Annotated in this window: 17 protein-coding genes; 7 read left to right on the top strand and 10 right to left on the bottom strand. The window is 45.1% G+C overall.

The features are described 5' to 3' along the window. The first annotated feature begins 53 nt into the window (after window positions 1-53). The gene (locus OCU36_RS02680) at window positions 54-1,169 is read left to right on the top strand and encodes an anhydro-N-acetylmuramic acid kinase (RefSeq protein WP_261838931.1); all 1,116 of its coding nucleotides are present in this window, start codon (window positions 54-56) and stop codon (window positions 1,167-1,169) included. Window positions 1,170-1,199: 30 nt separating this feature from the next. Beyond that, window positions 1,200-2,120, top strand: a complete 921-nt coding sequence (gene murQ, locus OCU36_RS02675; RefSeq protein WP_261838930.1) for an N-acetylmuramic acid 6-phosphate etherase — start codon at window positions 1,200-1,202, stop codon at window positions 2,118-2,120. A 118-nt stretch (window positions 2,121-2,238) separates the two neighbouring features. On the opposite strand, the gene OCU36_RS02670 is transcribed toward murQ, so the two are convergent. Then, on the bottom strand, window positions 2,239-2,589 hold the full coding sequence (locus OCU36_RS02670) for a DUF2799 domain-containing protein (protein WP_261838929.1): 351 nt from the start codon (window positions 2,587-2,589) through the stop codon (window positions 2,239-2,241). A 292-nt stretch (window positions 2,590-2,881) separates the two neighbouring features. Here OCU36_RS02670 and OCU36_RS02665 point away from each other — a divergent pair, with 292 nt between their 5' ends. The 3 genes from OCU36_RS02665 to btsR all read left to right on the top strand — a co-directional run bounded on the left by OCU36_RS02665 (window position 2,882) and on the right by btsR (window position 7,135). Then, on the top strand, window positions 2,882-4,372 hold the full coding sequence (locus OCU36_RS02665) for a carbon starvation CstA family protein (RefSeq protein ID WP_261838928.1): 1,491 nt from the start codon (window positions 2,882-2,884) through the stop codon (window positions 4,370-4,372). Window positions 4,373-4,627: 255 nt separating this feature from the next. After that, entirely contained in the window at window positions 4,628-6,298 is a 1,671-nt protein-coding gene (locus tag OCU36_RS02660) for a sensor histidine kinase (RefSeq protein ID WP_261838927.1), read from the top strand. 105 nt (window positions 6,299-6,403) lie between these two features. Next, window positions 6,404-7,135, top strand: coding sequence for a two-component system response regulator BtsR (gene btsR, locus OCU36_RS02655; RefSeq protein ID WP_261838926.1), 732 nt, complete (start codon window positions 6,404-6,406; stop codon window positions 7,133-7,135). 122 nt (window positions 7,136-7,257) lie between these two features. Here btsR and ispH read toward each other — a convergent pair whose 3' ends face one another. From ispH to murJ, 6 genes are all read right to left on the bottom strand, one after another. Beyond that, window positions 7,258-8,214 carry a 4-hydroxy-3-methylbut-2-enyl diphosphate reductase gene (gene ispH, locus OCU36_RS02650; protein ID WP_261838925.1) on the bottom strand — a complete coding sequence of 319 codons (957 nt, stop codon included), beginning with the start codon at window positions 8,212-8,214 and terminating at the stop codon, window positions 7,258-7,260. 136 nt (window positions 8,215-8,350) lie between these two features. Further along, a complete protein-coding gene (gene fkpB / locus OCU36_RS02645; protein WP_261838924.1) occupies window positions 8,351-8,782 on the bottom strand; it encodes an FKBP-type peptidyl-prolyl cis-trans isomerase in 432 nt (143 codons plus the stop codon). A gap of 158 nt (window positions 8,783-8,940) precedes the next feature. After that, a complete protein-coding gene (gene lspA, locus OCU36_RS02640) occupies window positions 8,941-9,441 on the bottom strand; it encodes a signal peptidase II (RefSeq protein ID WP_261838923.1) in 501 nt (166 codons plus the stop codon). A 158-nt stretch (window positions 9,442-9,599) separates the two neighbouring features. After that, entirely contained in the window at window positions 9,600-12,476 is a 2,877-nt protein-coding gene (gene ileS / locus OCU36_RS02635) for an isoleucine--tRNA ligase (protein WP_261838922.1), read from the bottom strand. A 63-nt stretch (window positions 12,477-12,539) separates the two neighbouring features. Then, window positions 12,540-13,475, bottom strand: a complete 936-nt coding sequence (ribF, locus tag OCU36_RS02630; RefSeq protein ID WP_261838921.1) for a bifunctional riboflavin kinase/FAD synthetase — start codon at window positions 13,473-13,475, stop codon at window positions 12,540-12,542. A 70-nt stretch (window positions 13,476-13,545) separates the two neighbouring features. Then, window positions 13,546-15,108, bottom strand: a complete 1,563-nt coding sequence (gene murJ, locus OCU36_RS02625; RefSeq protein ID WP_315972663.1) for a murein biosynthesis integral membrane protein MurJ — start codon at window positions 15,106-15,108, stop codon at window positions 13,546-13,548. A 251-nt stretch (window positions 15,109-15,359) separates the two neighbouring features. On the opposite strand from murJ, the gene rpsT reads away from it, so the two are divergent. Continuing rightward, window positions 15,360-15,620, top strand: a complete 261-nt coding sequence (rpsT, locus tag OCU36_RS02620) for a 30S ribosomal protein S20 (RefSeq protein ID WP_012603273.1) — start codon at window positions 15,360-15,362, stop codon at window positions 15,618-15,620. Between the two features lie 245 nt (window positions 15,621-15,865). On the opposite strand, the gene OCU36_RS02615 is transcribed toward rpsT, so the two are convergent. Together OCU36_RS02615 and nhaR are read right to left on the bottom strand one after the other, a co-directional pair. Then, window positions 15,866-16,159, bottom strand: a complete 294-nt coding sequence (locus OCU36_RS02615) for an ArsR/SmtB family transcription factor (protein WP_261838919.1) — start codon at window positions 16,157-16,159, stop codon at window positions 15,866-15,868. Window positions 16,160-16,259: 100 nt separating this feature from the next. Beyond that, window positions 16,260-17,150, bottom strand: a complete 891-nt coding sequence (gene nhaR / locus OCU36_RS02610) for a transcriptional activator NhaR (RefSeq protein WP_261838918.1) — start codon at window positions 17,148-17,150, stop codon at window positions 16,260-16,262. Window positions 17,151-17,540: 390 nt separating this feature from the next. Between nhaR and OCU36_RS02605 the strand changes: the two genes are divergently transcribed. Beyond that, window positions 17,541-18,686, top strand: coding sequence for a Na/Pi symporter (locus OCU36_RS02605; protein WP_261838917.1), 1,146 nt, complete (start codon window positions 17,541-17,543; stop codon window positions 18,684-18,686). A gap of 168 nt (window positions 18,687-18,854) precedes the next feature. On the opposite strand, the gene OCU36_RS02600 is transcribed toward OCU36_RS02605, so the two are convergent. Beyond that, window positions 18,855-19,331: a hypothetical protein gene (locus OCU36_RS02600; RefSeq protein WP_261838916.1), complete on the bottom strand. Its 477-nt coding sequence runs from the start codon at window positions 19,329-19,331 to the stop codon at window positions 18,855-18,857. Window positions 19,332-19,513 lie beyond the last annotated feature (182 nt).

Raw genomic sequence — 19,513 nt, 5'->3', positions numbered from 1 at the left:
GTTTTTAAACCAATCTGGATAAGAGTTTAGGAATGCTGCGCAAGAGCTTAAGAGTGGATCATAAGGAACTGTATATTGGCGTGATGTCGGGAACGAGTATGGATGGCGTTGATACCGCATTAGTTTCAATTGAAGGCGATAGCATTACATTGCTTGCTCATGATGAGTTCCCAATGCCTGACGATCTCAAAGCGCGCCTGCTTGAAGTGTGTATTGGTCAGAAAACCGATTTGATTGCGATTGGCGAACTCGACCACCAGCTTGGCCACCTGTTTGCTGATGCGGTTCTGCAACTGCTCGACAAATCAGGTACGCTAGCCTCTTCTGTGACTGCGATCGGCAATCATGGCCAAACCGTATTCCACCAGCCAACCGGCGATTCGCCCTTTACCATGCAATTGGGTGATGCCAACATCATTGCCGCTAAAACAGAGATTCAAACGGTTGCTGATTTCAGACGTAAAGACATGGCATTAGGCGGACAAGGTGCGCCATTAGTCCCCGCTTTCCACCATACGATTTTCCACCCACAAGACAGCTCAGTTGTGGTGTTGAATATTGGGGGGATCTCAAATATTTCAGTGCTGCGCCCAAACCAACCAACATTGGGATATGATACTGGCCCGGGCAATATGTTGATGGACGCTTGGGTTGATAAGCACACTGGCGAAAAGTTTGACCGTGAGGCGCAATTCGCATTGAAAGGTCAAACCAATCAAGCCTTGCTCGAACAGCTGTTAAGTGAATCTTATCTATCTCAAATGCCACCGAAAAGTACCGGTAGAGAGTTGTTTAACCTACCTTGGTTAGAGCAACAACTGACAGAATTTAAAGATCTTGCAGCAGAAGATGTTCAGCGCACGCTTTGTGAATACACCGCATTAACGATAGCCAATGAAGTGGACACCTATCGCTTAGGTAACCAACCTGCACTATACGTATGTGGCGGTGGTACAAGAAACCCATTGTTGATGAAACGACTGTCTGAACTGCTTCCAAGTTGGGAGGTTGACTCAACCACTAGCAAAGGCGTGGATGCCGACTACATGGAAGCGATGGCCTTTGCGTGGCTTGCTCAACGTCATGTTCATCAACAGCCAAGCAATTTACCTGAAGTGACAGGTGCAAGCAGAGCCGCCTCTCTCGGCGTGCTATACCGTGCTGACTAAACTATTATAAACCATCATTTAAGGATCATTATGAGTAACGACGCTCTCATATCAGCGCTCTCGCACCTCGTTTCGGAGGGGAGAAACCCTGATACTATGGATATTGATCTGCTCACCTCTCTCCAAGTGGTTGAAAAGATTAACCAACAAGACAAACAAGTCCCTTTAGCGATCGAAGCGGAACTGCCACAGATCGCTAAAGCGGTGGATCACATTGCTTATGCTTTTCAAAACGGTGGCCGATTGATCTATATGGGGGCCGGCACCAGTGGTCGATTAGGAGTATTAGATGCCTCCGAGTGTCCGCCGACTTTCGGTGTTTCAGACAAGATGGTGATTGGCCTAATCGCAGGTGGGCCAGAAGCGATTTTAAAAGCCAAAGAAGGCGCGGAAGACTCACTGACTCTCGGTATTGAAGATCTCAAAGCGATTCAGTTTTCAGAAAAGGATGTTGTGGTAGGCATTGCCGCAAGTGGTCGCACGCCTTACGTAATCGGTGCCCTCAACTATGCTAATCAGGTTGGTGCAGTGACCGTTGCGCTGTCTTGTAACCCAGATTCACCCATTGCTGAAATCGCTCAAATTGCCATTAGCCCTGTGGTTGGCCCCGAAGCATTAACCGGTTCAACACGATTAAAATCGGGTACGGCGCAAAAATTGGTACTTAATATGCTGACCACTGCCAGCATGATTCGTATCGGTAAGAGCTACCAAAACCTGATGGTCGACGTAAAAGCGACCAATGAAAAGTTGGTTGCTCGTGCTGCTCGTATCGTTATCCAAGCCACTGAGTGTGAGAGAGCACTGGCAGTGTCGACACTGAAAGCGACCGATTACGATGTGAAGTTATCTATTTTGATGATTCTGACAGGGCTAGATTTAGAATTGGCCAAGGATCAGCTTGATAAGCAAAATGGCTTCTTGAGAAAAGCCGTCGAGAGTAATCAGTAATCTCGATTCTGCTTTTGTAACGTCTCATTCTGAGCGTGACACTCGCGACATACAAAAAGACCAGTCCACATACGGTACTGGTCTTTTTATATTGAATGCTCTTACCGCTAGCTTCGGCTTAATAGTCGTTTGAGAACTCATCCCAGCCACGTTGCCATTCCATACGGAAACGTTGAGCGTCTTCGGTGCCAGAACACACACCTTCATACACCTGACCAGATAAACCAATATGATAAGCATGGTTGGGATTACAATACTCAGTCACACCGAGATGGTAACCCTCTGTGTAGCTCGCTTGATCGACGCTGCCAAGCTCGGTCATCTCTGAATACGAACGTTGAGTATGGCCTTTGAGACCATCACGATAGCCAATCTCTTGCCAATTACCTTCTGCCGCTAAATCTTGAACATTGGCGCTGCATCCTGCAAGGCTAAATGCGACGGCGAATAGTGCGATTATTTTTTTCATTTTAGTCCTTTATATTTACCTGACCACTTCCTGACGAAGCGTTACCTTTGTTTGTAATTCTCCGCTGAACACCGGCCGATGTCCACTCATTGTCTGATGTTTGCCCCTTTAAGGGAATACTGACCGTTCAAGATCTCTCACCAACCGAACGACAAACCAGCCAAACCACTCAATCCGTTATAGCACCACTAAATTTGCTATTCGACCACTCACTCTCATAGCGGAAGCTTCTTCTCATCCACCTATTTAATATACACCCTGACTTAATTAATACATTCAGGGATAACAAATTATGATGTGGTTTCTTACCTGTGTTGCAGCACTCATTGGTGGCTACTTTATTTACGGTGCCTTTATCGAGAAGATTTTCGGTATCAATGAAAAGCGTCAAACACCGGCTCACACCAAGCAAGATGGCGTGGACTACGTTCCAATGTCGACACCAAAGGTTTACCTAGTTCAACTGCTTAACATTGCAGGTGTCGGTCCAATCTTCGGCCCGATCATGGGTGCCCTATACGGCCCGGCAGCAATGCTATGGATCGTGCTCGGTTGTATCTTCGCCGGTGCGGTACACGACTACTTCTCAGGTATGTTATCTATCCGTAATGGTGGTGCTTCAGTTCCAACCATCACTGGACGTTACCTAGGCAATGGCGCAAAACACTTTATGAACATCTTTGCCATTGTTCTACTGCTTCTTGTTGGCGTGGTCTTCGTCTCTGCTCCTGCAGGTATGATCACTAACCTAATCAACGACCAAACTGATTTCGCGATGTCTACAACCACCATGGTTGTTATCATCTTTGCTTACTACATCATCGCAACGATTGTCCCTGTCGATAAAATCATTGGTCGCTTCTACCCACTGTTCGGTGCACTGCTTATCTTCATGTCTGTTGGCCTAATCACTGCGATTGGTCTTTCTGACGAGCACCAAATCATGGGTGGATTCGAGATGAAAGACATGTTCACCAACATGAATCCGAATGATCTGCCACTATGGCCCGCTCTATTCATCACTATCGCTTGTGGTGCTATCTCAGGCTTCCACGCCACTCAGTCACCACTGATGGCACGTTGTATGGAAAACGAGAAAAACGGTCGCTTTGTCTTCTACGGCGCAATGATTGGTGAAGGCATCATCGCTCTAATCTGGTGTGCACTGGCTCTGTCTTTCTTCGGTTCCATTGAATCTCTATCTGACGCGGTTGCAAACGGCGGCCCGGGTAATGTGGTATACAGCGCTTCATTTGGTCTACTGGGTGTATTCGGCGGTGTCCTAGCGTTCCTTGGTGTGGTTATCCTGCCTATCACTTCTGGTGATACCGCGTTCCGCTCAAGCCGTCTTATTCTTGCTGAATACTTCAACATGGAGCAGAAAACACTGCGTAATCGCCTACTGATGGCTCTACCACTGTTCGTTATCGGTGGCATCCTGACTCAAGTCGATTTCGGTATCATCTGGCGCTATTTCGGTTTTGCTAACCAAACCACAGCAGTGATGATGCTATGGACCGCTTCAGCTTACCTACTTCGCCACAACAAATTACACTGGGTAACTACGGTTCCAGCTGTGTTCATGACATCTGTGTGTATCACATTCATCCTGAACAACAGCCAACTCGGCTTCGGTCTATCAATGCAAATCTCAACCATCATTGGTGTAGTGAGTGCATTAGGTGTTGCGGCTTACGTTATCAAAATTTCAAAAGGCAAAGGTGATATCGACCTTGCTGATGAAGAAGAAAAAGAAGCAAAAGGCGTAACCAAAACTGCCTAGTTCTTTCAGACTCTTGATAAAAGAGACAGGTCTTCATAGAGAGACAAAAGAACAGCCAAACACACTTCGCTTGCTCCCGTCATCACCCAGTGATTCGTGGAAATTAAGACGAAAGCCCATCCTCTGTGATGGGCTTTACTGTATCCCAACATTGAGAAGCAATCGTCGCTCGATATAACTAACAAAAACACAAGCAAAACTACCGTTACCACGCAATGAGCTTTACACTTAACCCGCGTCTCAATAGGTGAAAATATGGAACTCATTCTCTCTTTGCTGCAACAAACCTGTATCTACTTAGTGATCGCTTACATGCTAAGTAAAACTCCGCTGATTCTGCCTTTATTGAGCATCTCTTCACGCTTAAGCCATAAAGTCAGCTGTTATGTTCTGTTTTCCCTGTTCTGCATTATGGGCACCTATTTCGGATTGCAAATCAATGATGCTATCGCCAACACTCGCGCAATGGGTGCGGTAATGGGAGGCTTGTTTGGCGGCCCAGTTGTCGGCTTTGCTGTCGGTTTTACTGGCGGTATCCATCGCTATTCACTTGGTGGTTTTACCGATTTAGCTTGTGCAATTTCCACCACCGCAGAGGGGCTGATTGGTGGTTTGCTGCACGTTTATTTAGTCAGAAAAAATAAAGCCAGCCAATTGTTTAATCCGTTGGTGGTTTTCTCGGTAACCCTGTTTGCAGAGATCATTCAAATGCTGATTCTACTGGCGGTCGCAAAACCCTTCGAACAATCCTATGCTCTGGTTTCCGATATTGCTGCGCCAATGATCATCGCTAACTCGGTTGGGGCAGCGCTGTTCATGAGTATCATCCAAGATCGAAAAACCATTTTCGAGAAGTACTCGGCTACCTTCTCACGCCGCGCACTGACCATTGCAGAACGCTCGGTGGGCATTTTGCATGGCGGGTTCAATTCGGATAACGCGCAAAAAATCGTGCGTATCATTTACGAAGAGACCAAGGTTGGTGCCGTGGCGATCACCGATCGAGAAAAAATTCTCGCGTTCGTCGGCATTGGTGCTGAACACCATATTCCCAACACCCCGATTTCATCGCAAAGCACACTCACTTCGATGGAACAGAACGACATTATCTATCTTGATGGTAAAGAGAACCCATACCAATGCTCTCTGTCTGCAAATTGTAAATTGGGCTCTGCGCTGATTATTCCACTGCGTGCAGGTAATGAAGTGATCGGTACCATTAAGTTGTATGAGCCAAAACTCAAACTGTTCTCGACCATCAATATGTCAATGGGAGAAGGCATCGCCCAGCTGTTATCAAGCCAGATCCTGTTTAGTAACTATCAGCTACAGCAAACACTGCTCACCCAAGCGGAAATCAAACTGCTGCACGCTCAAGTAAACCCACACTTCTTGTTTAATGCGCTCAACACCATCAGCGCAGTCACCCGTCGTGACCCAGATAAAGCACGAGAGTTAATACAGCACTTGTCTCACTTCTTTAGAAGTAACCTAAAGCAGAACATCAACACGGTGAAGCTCAAAGACGAGCTAGCACACGTCAACGCTTACCTGACCATAGAGAAAGCACGCTTTACCGATCGACTAGAAGTAGAATGGGATATCGACCCGCAGTTATATGAATCTCAATTGCCGAGCTTTACCCTGCAACCGCTGGTAGAGAATGCCATCAAACATGGCATTTCTAATATGTTGGAAGGCGGCAAAGTGAAGATCTATAGCGAAGCTTTCGAAGGTGGGTTCAAGTTAACCGTTGAAGACAACGCGGGCAATTATCAGAAGCCATCTCAAGATCACGTAGGATTAGGTATGGAAATTGTTGATAAACGGCTGACTAATTTCTTTGGACAAGATTCAGCACTAAAAATAGAATCTCAACCACAGCAATTTACTCGAATGAGCTTTATCATACCTATACTCAAATAATGGCATTTTCGGAGACAAATAGCTCCGAGTTGAAACATTTAGAAGCAGACACTTAAAAGATAAGCGTGAATCAAGCAGGGATAGAACCAAGATGAAGGTTATAGGATGTTAAAAGCATTAGTCGTCGATGATGAGCTTTTTGCTCGCGAAGAGCTGATTGAGCTGCTGACCGAAACCGGAGAAGTGGAAATCATTGGCCAAGCGAGTAACGCGATCGAAGGACTGAAACAGATCAACCTACTCAAGCCTGATGTGGTGTATTTGGATATCCAAATGCCGCAGGTTACCGGAATTGAACTGCTCAGCATGCTTGACCCAGACACGATGCCTTACGTGGTCTTCGTCACCGCCTACGACCAATATGCGATTCAAGCCTTTGAAGATAACGCTTTTGATTACCTACTTAAGCCCGTCGAGCCTTGTCGATTAAACAAGAGTGTTTGTCGCCTGAATAAGGTCATCAAACAAAATCAGCAAGCCCCAGAACAGAACATCTCAGCAATTACTCCCTGTCACTTAGAGCAAATCCCGTGTATCGGTCATAATCGCATAGTGATCATGGCAAGCCAAACCGTCGAGTGCGCTTATTCCGATATCAGTGGTGTGCATGTACGTAGCTCATCGCAAACCGCGACCTCACAGTTAACGCTAAAGATCTTGGAAGAAAAAACCGATTTGATCCGCTGTCATCGCCAATACTTGATCAACATAAAATCGATCCAAGAGATCAAACTGTTAGAGAATGGATTAGCGGAGATCATTACCCTGACGGGCTTTGAAGTGCCTGTCAGTCGTCGTTACTTAAAGACATTGAAAGAGCAACTCGGTCTCCAGTAACGCATTACAAGTTCGATGCCTTATTCCAAAGCACGATCAAAAAAGCCAACGCATCAACGTTGGCTTTTTCTTGTTTATAAATCAACTATTTATGAATCGATCTTGTCACAAATCAATCGAGATCAGTCGACTTGCTTAATCTGTAACTCTTTTGGCACTTCGAAGAACATGTTCTCTTCACAACCTTGAATCTCTTCAACGTCAGTCGCACCCAGTTCACGAATACGGTCTAGAATTTGGTTTACCAGCTCTTCAGGCGCAGAAGCACCGGCTGTTACACCGATTTTCTTTTTCCCTTCAACCCACTCTGTTTGAATGTCTTCAGGGCAATCCGTCAGGTAGCCTGGCGTGCCTAGCTTCTCAGCCAGCTCTTTTAAACGTGTTGAGTTAGACGAGTTCTTAGAACCAACTACAATCACCACATCAACGTCATTCGCCATCTCTCGCACTGCGTCTTGACGGTTTTGAGTTGCGTAACAGATGTCGTCTTTGCGTGGGCCTTGAATTTCCGGGAACACTCGACGTAGCTCTTCAATCACATCAGCTGTTTCATCAACTGATAGCGTTGTTTGGCTAACGTAGTGCAGGTTACTCGGGTCATTCACTACTAGGTTCTGTACATCCTCTGGTCGTTCAACCAAGTACATACCACCGGTTTGGCTCGCGTACTGCCCCATCGTACCTTCCACTTCTGGGTGACCAGCATGACCAATCAGTACCACTTCCATATGTTTGCGGCTGGCTCGAGCAACCTCCATATGAACTTTCGTCACCAAAGGACAGGTCGCATCAAATACCGTTAACTCGCGCTCTTTTGCTTCTTTGCGGACCGCCTGAGACACACCGTGAGCCGAGAAGATCACGATGTTATCGTCAGGCACTTCACTTAACTCTTCGACAAAAATAGCACCACGTTGCTTAAGCCCTTCAACAACAAAACGGTTATGAACCACTTCATGCCGAACATAAATCGGTGGCTGATACATTTCAAGTGCGCGCTCTACGATGCTGATCGCACGATCGACACCGGCACAAAAGCCACGAGGATTAGCTAACATTATTTTCATTTCATTGCTCATTATTTACTGCGGTACTATGGTTGTTTCTACAGAGTTCGCCGTCAGCGAGGCTCGCATTCTACAGTGAAGCGCTTAGACAGTGAAGCGCTGGGATACCTTACAACTGTAAGGCAGTGCTATTCTAACGTTAAGAGAGTTATTCTACCGCTAAGATATTGACGTCAAACGTAACATCTTGGCCTGCGAGCGGGTGATTAAAATCAACCGTCACAGAATCACCTGCGATCTCGGTAATAATGCCTGGAATTTCGATACCATCCGGCCCCGAGAATGCCATGATAGTGCCAACTTCCACTTCAGCATCGCCAACAAACTTAGCACGATCCATATAGTGAATATGATCTGGATTTGGCATACCAAACGCGTCTTCGGCTTTCAGTTCGATAGACTTTTCCGTCCCCGTTTCAAGTCCAAGTAAGCACGCTTCAAAGTTCTCACTTAAGCTACCATCACCCATCACGAACTTGGCTGGTTTACCCATATTTTCCGTACTATCGGCAACTGAGCCATCCTTCATTTTGATCGTAAAATGTAGAGTTACTGCTGAATCATTTTTAATTGCTGCCACGTTACTTTCCTTAGATTTTTTATTATTTGAGGATACATTGTACTTTGCTTCCTTGTTGACTGAAGCATAAAAAAAAGCGCCGTCGGAATCAACCGACAGCGCTTAGGGCTATTCTATTCTGTGAGTCATAGACTGACTTTAAAGTCATCTATTTCAAGCTAGTTGCTTTCGTCTTTCTTGCGGAAACTATCCAAGATGATCATCGCGGCACCAATACAGATCGCCATATCAGCCAAGTTAAATGCCGGCCAGTGGTAAGTACCCCAGTAGAAGTCTAGGTAATCAACCACAAAACCATGCACAACACGGTCGAACACGTTGCCAACCGCACCACCAATGATGATCGCATAAGCAATATTACTCCACTTTTCTGTCGCGTGTGATTTGCTCATCCAGTATGTCAGCACGCCCGTTACCACAAATGCGATACCAGTAAACAACCAACGCTGCCAACCAGCTTGATCGCTTAAAAAGCTGAATGCTGCACCATAGTTATGTACATACAGCAAATTAAAGAATGGTAGCACCTCAATACGGTTTGCCCAGCCATACTCCATGTTGTCCATAACAAATAGCTTGATAGCAATATCTGCAACGAAAACCAGCAGAGCTAACCATAACCAACGCACACCCGATTGTTTTAACGAAACTTCACTCATTTCTATTCCTAGTATCGACGAAGCAGGTATTGATTATTACCCACGATAAGTGGTCATAAGTACTCAACTTGGCGAAACACATTTCCTATAATTAAAAATAACCCCAGTTGATACTGGGGCTATGATTTTTACAAAAAGTTCAGTTTATCTCTGAATCGTTATGCGAACTTGCGCACTTCGCCTTCACCGTCGATGTTCGACACACAACGGCCACAAACTTTTTCATGACCTTCGATAGTACCGACATCTGGAGTGTGGTGCCAGCAACGGTCACACTTCTCAGCTTCAGTAGCCGCAACTTCAACGAATAGGCCAGCAACGTCTGTCGCTTGCGCTGCATCAGACTTCTCACTCAGTGGCTTAACAACAGCAGCAGAAGTAATCAGCACGAAACGTAGTTCATCTTCTAGCTTATTGATTTTAGCCGCGAGTGCGTCGTCAGCGTATAGAGTCACTTCAGCTTGCAGTGCACCACCGATCGTTTTCTCTTTACGAGCATCTTCAAGAAGCTTGTTCACGGCGCCACGAACAGACTGAATTTCAGCCCAGAATTCGTTGCTTAGCTCTTCGTCAGCAGCAAGACCGAATAGATCTTCGAACCACTCACCGGTGAATACGAACGTGTCACGCTGCTCTCCTGTTGGCAAAGAGCTTGGCATCTCGTTCCAGATTTCATCTGCCGTGAACGACATGATAGGCGCCATCCAACGAACGAGAGCTTCTACGATGTAGTAAAGTGCCGTTTGACAGCTGCGTTGAGCATGGCTGCCCTGCTTCGCTGTGTACTGACGATCTTTAATTACGTCTAGGTAGAAAGAACCCATTTCGATAGAGCAGAAATGCATTAGACGCTGAGTCACACCGTGAGTGTTGTATTCGCCGTATGCTTTAACGATCTCTTCTTGTGCAGCTTGAGCACGGCCAACCGCCCAGCGATCAAGCGCAACCATCTCTTCTGCTGGCACTAGGTCCGTTGCTGGGTTGAAACCGTTCAAGTTCGCTAGGAAGAAACGAGCTGTATTACGAATACGACGGTAAGCATCCGCTGAACGCTTCAGGATTTCATCAGAAACCGCCACTTCACCCGTGTAGTCTGTAGAAGCAACCCATAGACGCAGGATATCTGCACCTAGTTTGTTGGTGACGTCTTTAGGCGCAACCACGTTACCGATAGATTTAGACATCTTACGGCCGTTACCATCCACCACGAAACCGTGTGTGAGTACTTGCTTGTACGGTGCTTCGTCTTTCATCGCAATCGATGAAATTAGAGAAGACTGGAACCAGCCACGGTGTTGGTCTGAACCTTCAAGGTAAAGATCAGCACTGTGAGTACGCTCTTCGTTCGGGAAGTTGTACTCTTCACGAGAGTCAACCACTGAGAAGTGCGTCACACCGGAGTCGAACCATACGTCTAGCGTATCCATTACTTTTTCGTACTTATCAGCGTCTTCTGCGCCCATAAGTTCAGCAGCGTCTACATCCCACCAAGCTTGAATGCCTTTCTCTTCAACTAGCTTCGCAACTTTTTCAATAAGCGCTGGGCTTTCTGGGTGAAGTTCAGCTGTTTCTTTATGAACGAACAGAGCAATTGGCACACCCCAAGTACGTTGACGAGAGATACACCACTCAGGGCGACCTTCAACCATACCTTCGATACGGCTTTGACCCCATTCAGGCAACCACTCAACATTCTTGATTGACTCTAGTGCTTTAGCACGTAGGCCAGCTTGATCCATAGAGATGAACCATTGTGGTGTTGCGCGGAAGATGATTGGCGTTTTGTGTCTCCAACAATGTGGGTAGCTGTGCTCGTAAGCGTGGTGATGCAGAAGTGCACCTTTCTCTTTTAGAACGTCTAAAACAGAGTCGTTCGCTTTGAATACGTGCTGACCAGCAAATAGCTCAGTATCTGGCAGGTAAACGCCGTTTGAACCAACTGGGTTAGCGATTTCTAGGTTGTACTTCTTACCAACCACGAAATCCTCCTGACCGTGGCCAGGCGCAGTGTGAACCACACCAGTACCTGAATCCGTTGTTACGTGATCGCCAAGAACAGCAGGAACAGTAAAATCGTAGAACGGGTGGTTGAACTGAGAAAGCTCAAGATCAGCACCTGTAGCAAAACCAAGATTGTGGAAATGCTCGATACCTGCATGGTCCATTACGTCTTTTGCTAGATCAGAAGCAACAACGATACGTTGAGCAGGCTGGTCGCCATTCGCTTCAACTTGGATCAATACGTATTCAAGATCATCACGTAGACATACTGCGCGGTTAGCCGGCAGAGTCCATGGTGTTGTTGTCCAGATAACGATAGAGATTTCGCCTTGACCCGCATGACCTTCCGCTAGAGTAAATTTCTCTAGAAGAGCCGCTTCGTCAGCTGCTGTAAATTTCACATCGATAGATGGAGAAACTTTATCTTTGTATTCAACTTCAGCTTCAGCCAGAGCAGAACCACAGTCAGTACACCAGTGAACGGGTTTGAAACCTTTAAGAAGGTGACCTTTATCTGCGATTTTGCCTAGAGAACGAATGATGTTCGCTTCAGTGCCGAAATCCATCGTGCGGTATGGTTTGTCCCACTCGCCCATGATACCAAGACGTTTGAAGCTCTCTTTCTGACCTTCAACTTGGCCCGCAGCGTATTTACGACACTCTTCGCGGAATTCAGCAGCCGAAATCTTTTGACCTGGCTTACCTTTCTTCTTCTCAACCATTAGCTCGATTGGAAGACCGTGACAGTCCCAACCAGGGATGTACGGTGCATCAAAGCCAGAAAGGGTCTTAGATTTGATAATAATGTCTTTAAGAATCTTGTTCAGCGCGTGGCCAATGTGAATGTCGCCGTTCGCGTATGGAGGGCCGTCATGCAGCACGAAAGATTTTTTACCTTTCTTTGCCTTACGGATTTCACCGTAAAGGTCTTCTTTGTACCAACGCTTAAGCATTTCTGGTTCACGATTTGCCAGATTGCCGCGCATTGGGAACCCTGTTTCTGGTAAGTTCAGGGTATCTTTATAATCACTCATCGATTCTTAATTCCGTTATATTGGGCGAAGTTAGACATTATGTTAATCGGTGGAATCATCCGACTAATTCTTTAGCTGAAGCAGCCACACCCTTGCGGCTTCAGCATCCAATTCTATTTGATTCTTTAATGCGTCGAACGATTCAAACTTTATCTCGTCGCGCAGTTTGTGCAGAAGTCGCACTTCTAACTGTTTACCATATAAATCGGCTTTAAAGTCAAAAAAATGCACTTCTAATTGCTGCCTTACACCATTAACCGTTGGTCGTTGTCCAATATTAGCAACCCCACCGACAGGAACACCATCGATATCCAATGCTTCAACAACATAGACTCCCGAAACAGGAGAAACACAACGCTTTAATGGAATATTAGCGGTAGGAAAACCTATGGTTCTCCCAAGTTTACGACCATGAGAAACACGACCACTGATACTGTAGTCACGCCCTAACATGGTCACGCTGGCAGCCAAATCATTGGCTGCTAAGGCATTCCGTATCTCAGTACTGCTTACTCGTAATTGGTTTAAGCAATAGCTTTGGGTGCTCACCACCTCAAAACCATACTTCTCGCCTGCATCTTGAAGCATAGCGAAATGACCCGTCCGCCCCTTGCCGAAGCAAAAGTCGTCACCAACCACCAAGAACTTCACACCAAGCTTATCAACCAACAGATCTTTAATGAATGCTTCTGCTGATAAGTTGGCAAAATACTGATTAAAGTTTACGCACAATAAACGACTAATATCCAGCTTACTCAATTGCACGTACTTATCTCGTAAGCGAGTTAAACGTGCTGGCGCTTTCTCTTTAGCAAACAATTCCATCGGCTGCGGTTCAAACGTCATAACAACAGAAGGGAGCCCTAATGCTGCTGCTTGTTTAGACACCTGGCTTAGAACCTCTTGATGACCTAAATGAACACCATCGAAGTTACCTATGGTTAATACACAGCCATGATGCTGTGCTTTAATATTGTGTATACCTCGGATCAGTTCCATTATGACCAGCTAAAACCTGTTATTGACATCATTTATTGTGTGAAACCGACGGATTATATACTAATCAGTATTAATCTGTCGCTGCTTTTAAATGTTTTACTCGGATACCTAAAATCAGTATCGACACAATATAAACAAAGCCACCGAGTCCAATCAAGGCTGTTAATGTCAGCGCTCTCTGGCGAAACGCCCATTCAAGCCATTGGTCCATATGTTCCAATTGCCATAAAATTACAGCCACCATCACCACACCCGAGAGAATCAATTTGCCACTAAACAGCAAGGTTGTCTTCGTTAATTGATACACTCCAGCCAGATGCAATCCGCGATATAACAAGGCCATGTTCACAAAAGCAGACAATGCCGTCGCCATCGCCAAACCGATATAGCCAAAGAAATAAGCGAATATTGCGTTAAACACCATGTTAGTAAGCATCGCAATAATGCCATACTTAACGGGCGTTTTAGTGTCTTGGCGAGAGTAATAGCCCGGAGCTAAAACTTTAATGAGCATGAAGTTTAGTAAACCAGAAGCGTACGCGACCAACGACATCGATGCCTGTTGAACATCGTGCGCCGAAAACTCACCACGCATAAAGAGCACCATCAACATGGGCTTAGCTAAAACAATAAGACCTAACATAGCAGGAATGCCAAGCAATAAAACCATGCGCACGCCCCAATCCATGGTATGCGCAAACCCTTCCCCTTGGGCATCTACGTGTTTACGCGACAAGGCGGGAAGAATCACGGTAGCAATCGCAATACCGAATAAGCCAAGAGGAAATTCAAGCAGTCGATCTGAATAGTACAACCAACTGATAGAGCCTGTAGCTAGGAAGCTGGCAATAAAGGTATCAAACAATAAGTTGATTTGACTGACCGATACACCAAATAAAGCCGGGATCATTAATGTGCGGATCTTAACGACACCGGGATCTCTCCAACCCCACTGCGGTTTAACAAATACCCCTGCTTTGATCAAAAAAGGCATTTGGAATAAGAATTGAACGAGCCCCCCAAGAAACACACCGATGGCTAAGCCAATTTCAGGCTGTTCTAAATTAGGTGCAAGAAACCAAGCACACGCAATGATCATTACGTTCAAGAACACAGGTGTAAAAGAAGAGACGGCAAACTTACCTAACGTATTGAGGATGGCACCAGATAAAGCAACAAAGGTGATAAACCACAAGTAAGGAAAGGTAATCTTGAGCATAAAGCTCGCCAATTCAAACTTTGGCGCAGCTGGGCCATCGTTGAGCCAATCGATAAACCACCCCGCACCAAACATCGCAGTGATCACACCAGAACCCAATACCCCAATTACCGTGACAATAGAGACTAATACCCCGAGTGTCCCCGACACCTTAGCAATTAAATCTCGAGTTTTATCTTTATCACCTGCAGCGTGATATTCCGTTAATACAGGAACAAACGCTTGAGAAAACGCACCTTCTGCAAAAAGTCGACGTAAGAAGTTAGGAATTTTATTAGCGAAGAAAAATACGTCAGCACTTGCTCCAGCCCCCATCAAATTTGCTACTACTACATCACGTACTAGCCCCAAAACACGGGAAACAAAAGTCATTGCACTGACAATCAGGCCTGACTTTAATAGTCGTTTACTCACAGAAACCTCTGACACTGGTTGATTGCTTTCAAGCAAGGATAAATACTATCCTCCCCTTAGAAGCATAATTATTAGCATTGGTCTAAAAATGCTGTTAGAATCCCCGCCATCTTAACCGCGATGACCTTTCTATACCAAAGTTTGTTTGGCTACGATTGGTTTTTGCACAAATCATTTGACAATTAAGCGCTAATGAGGGATAGTCCTCGCCCTTAAATTGTCACCGAACTAAGTTTTTGGGAGTTAGACCCTTGGCAAACAGTAAATCTGCTAAGAAGCGCGCTATCCAAGCTGAGAAACGTCGCCAGCACAATGCTAGCCGTCGTTCTATGATGCGCACTTACATGAAAAAAACGATTGCAGCTATTGAAGCTGGCAATAAAGAAGCTGCAACTGCTGCTCTTGTAGAAGTTACACCTCTTCTAGACCGCATGGCGACTAAAGGCCTTATTCATAAGAATAAAGCTGCACGTCATAAGTCTCGTTTCGCAGCTGCAATCAAAGCTCTTTAATAGAAATTTGATTACAACGCAAAACGAAAAAAACCGGCCTTGGCCGGTTTTTTTATATCTAAATATTGAGTCAGCCGCTTTTTTTGATGACCAGTCGACACTCGACTTGCTGATAAGCAATAAAAAAGAGGTAATGCAACAAACACGCGAATCAACAAACAGGCTCCCACGTTCGACGAAAATACTGACACTTCTTTATGTCGGGTCAATTACTGGTCAGAAATTACCGTCCCAACCCGCACAAACTACTTGCAGTACATGCCATGCAGTAACTGAATCATTGCTTTGACCTCTTCGCTGCTCAATGTGTAATACACGGTTTGAGCCTCTTTACGAGTATCGACTAATCCATCTCTTCTCAACCACGCAAGGTGTTGAGATAAAGCAGACTGGCTCAATTCTAACTTGCGACACAACTCCCCAACCGACAATTCAGTGCCATGCAATAGGCACAAGATCTGTAAGCGACGCTCGTTGGCCATGGCTTTGAGTAGAATCACAACTTGCGCTGAGTTCTTCTCCATCTCTTTTAAGTTCATAGCTTGGATCCCTACAACCTTCACACCAACTACGGGCTATCAATATTTCTGGTATATTGTGAAGTGATGATAGTCGATGTCAATTGATTAACAAACTACCTCATTCGAACAATTTACTAAAATCGGCATCACAGACATTTTTGACTGCTGGGTGCTGAATCATCCTCTCGGCAAATATGACATAGTACTCCTCTTTAAGCTCTTCAATACCGCCCAACAATTGCAGAGATATGTCTTCTTCAACTTCTGACATATACAGCGTCGGTGCTAAGAAAATAACGTCATGATGATAACGAGCAAACACTTTCATTAATGCCGCATCATCAAATTCACCGAGAACATCGGGCTTAAGTCCTTGCCGATCAAACCATTGCAGCACTTTACGCCCCATTGAAGTACGGCTTCCTGGAATCAACAGTTTTCTCTGCTCTAAAACGGCAGGAAAACTGGCGTCTTCAACACCACCGGAACAGAAAAAACTCATTCCACTTTCGCCCAATTTCTTACTAAATAACCCCGGACTTTGACTCGAGTCCACCGGACAATCAGACAAGATCATATCAAGCTTATGCTGAGAGAGTTGCTCTAGTAACATTTCGTGGGTCGATTCAAAACAACGTAAGTGAATGCTGTTGTCAGGGGGAATCGTAGACATCAATATCTTACTCACTAACCTTTTGGATAGTGCGTCCGCTACACCCACATCAAACAGAATATTGGAGTGCTGACTGTAATTCACGATATCGAGCATTTCATAACTCAAACCAAACATACGGTCGGCATATTTAAATATCAGTTGCCCCAACTCGGTAGGCTCAACACTGCGGCCATTACGTTTGGTCAACTTGCCATCCATACGCTCTTCTAAGGCTTTTATCTGACCCGTTACCGTTTGTGGCGTTAGAAATAAGGCTTCTGCAGCCTTAGTAACAGAGCCTTGCTTGCAGACCATCCAAAAGTAATACAGATGGTTGTAGTTGAGGTGCGACATAGATGCGCCGTAATAAAAAGAGTCGATGCCCTTTTATATCAAATATGACACCACCACTCAACAAACTCGGAAAAACCTAACGTAATTAGACCTTATCATTTGTTTTTTCGAAGTATCTAGTTTCACAATGTAAGATTAAAATGATTATTTTCAATTTTTTTCTAGCTTTTAAGATCTATATCACCCAACAGGAATAAATTAAAAAACCTTTAAAAACAACAAACTAAAAGCGTAATAATTGGGGTTTTGTTTTTTAAACCGCGACCCCTCACAAAAAAGCCCCCCTAAAATCAAAATGTAATATTACTGAAATATTTCCCCTCTAACATCACGATCAGATTAAACACACAGACCAAACACAGACTTAAACGGTCCAATGGAGAAAACATTATGAACCAAGCTACTACTGCAGCTGCGCCTATCTCGAGCACAACTCGTTGGCTACGCTGGGCTAACTTGGCATTCATGCTTTACCTACTATTACTTTCAGTTTCAATGGTTGGTACAGGCTTCAAATGGGCAACAGGCGAGCAAGCAAAGGTTCTTTTCGAATTTGCTTCACACCCAGTTGCAGGCTTAATGATAGGTTTAGTAGCAACGGCGCTGATTCAATCATCAAGTACCGTCACTTCAATTATCGTTGGCCTTGTGGCAGGCGGTTTACCTGTTGAACTCGCGATCCCAATGATCATGGGCGCAAACATTGGTACGACAGTCACCAATACGATCGTTAGTCTTGGCCATGTTCGCTGTAAAGAAGAGTTTAAGCGTGCATTCGCCAGTGCGACGATTCACGACTTCTTTAACCTATTGGCAGTTATGATCTTCCTACCACTAGAGATGATGTTTGGCATTCTAGAAAAAACTTCTCACTGGTTAGTCTCACCGATGTTAGCGACCGGTGATATGAGCATGGGAGGACTCAACTTCATCAACCCAATCACGAAACCAGTCGTGAGTGCGATTAAAGAGCCACTATCAACATTTGGTGACACCGTGGGCGGTATCATGCTTATCGTTCTGGGTATCGCAACTATCTTCGTTGCTATTACGGTAATGGGTAAGCTGATGAAGAGCCTAATGGTGGGTCGTGCTCGTGAGATTCTAAAGAACGCAATCGGTCGTGGTCCTATCCACGGTATCGCTTCTGGCTCTATCGTGACTATCCTTGTTCAGTCTTCTTCTACGACGACAAGCTTGATGGTTCCATTGGTAGGCTCAGGTGTTCTTAAAGTACGTGACGTTTACCCATTCACTCTGGGCGCAAACATCGGTACGTGTATTACGGCTCTACTTGCAGCTACAGCAGTATCTGGTGAGTTCGCTGTATTCGCACTTCAGATTGCGCTAGTGCATTTGGTGTTTAATATCATGGCTACGGTATTCATCTTCGGTATTCCGTTCCTACGTGAACTTCCTGTTAAAGCTGCTGACATAATTTCAGATATGGCGGTGAAGAACAAAGCCGTAGTAGCTGGTTACCTTACTGCAATATTCCTTGTATTACCTGGTACTGTATTAGCACTGACCGCTTAAAATCCCGTTTTATTTAACGCTCACAACAAAGCCCACAACCTAGGTTGTGGGCTTTTTCTTTTTGAACAAACTCTTAAAAACATGAGTTAGTAGGAGGTAAGTAAACCGTAAACTTATTTACTTTTTACTTTACGACGTCTTCGATCCAGAGAAGATTTTGAACGCAGACTACTTACCTTGTTCGTTACGTAAATAAATGATAGCAACCATGCTAAAGCCGATAAATTGCCACAAATATTGGCCATCGCTTGCGCCTGTGATGGTTTGCGTGAAAACCATACAGCTAGTCACAAACAAAGATGAAAATGCCGCATAAAGTAACCATGGACGTTCTTTTCCGGCCATGAACTCGCCAGCAAATACCGAGCGAATAACCAGTAAAAACGGAATACATTGCAATATAATCAGAATAGGGAACATAACGTCGAAAGTCGGGCTCAATAGAGCATGACCGATCTGGCTCTTATCCCAAGTTCCTACAATATAGCCTTTCCAGCCAGCCCAAGTGTCTCCCGCATAAGCTGTATCCGGTGTGACAATGCCAAGTAAAATGCCCATAACCTTATCGACAAAGCCGTTCTTGAACCAAAAGACGAATAAGAAGATCTGAATTGGAACGATCTGAAAAGCCAGCTTCTTCAACATGTGTGTACCCCAAATAATGAATGATTTAGGTAACAGTATGTAGCCGTCGATGTTTTTAGGTTTGATGCAAGGCAATTGAATCTGAGTTCAAACAATAATCAAACATTTTAAGCCGCCCGTAGGCACAAGGAGAGCCCACGGAAATGCCCTAGTTATCAGCGGTAAGCCTCCCCCTTCACTTG

This window comes from Vibrio artabrorum (assembly GCF_024347295.1).
Taxonomy (GTDB): Bacteria; Pseudomonadota; Gammaproteobacteria; order Enterobacterales; family Vibrionaceae; genus Vibrio; species Vibrio artabrorum.
The sequence above is the reverse complement of the archived record's forward strand: the minus strand, read 5'-3'. Positions and strand labels throughout refer to the sequence as shown.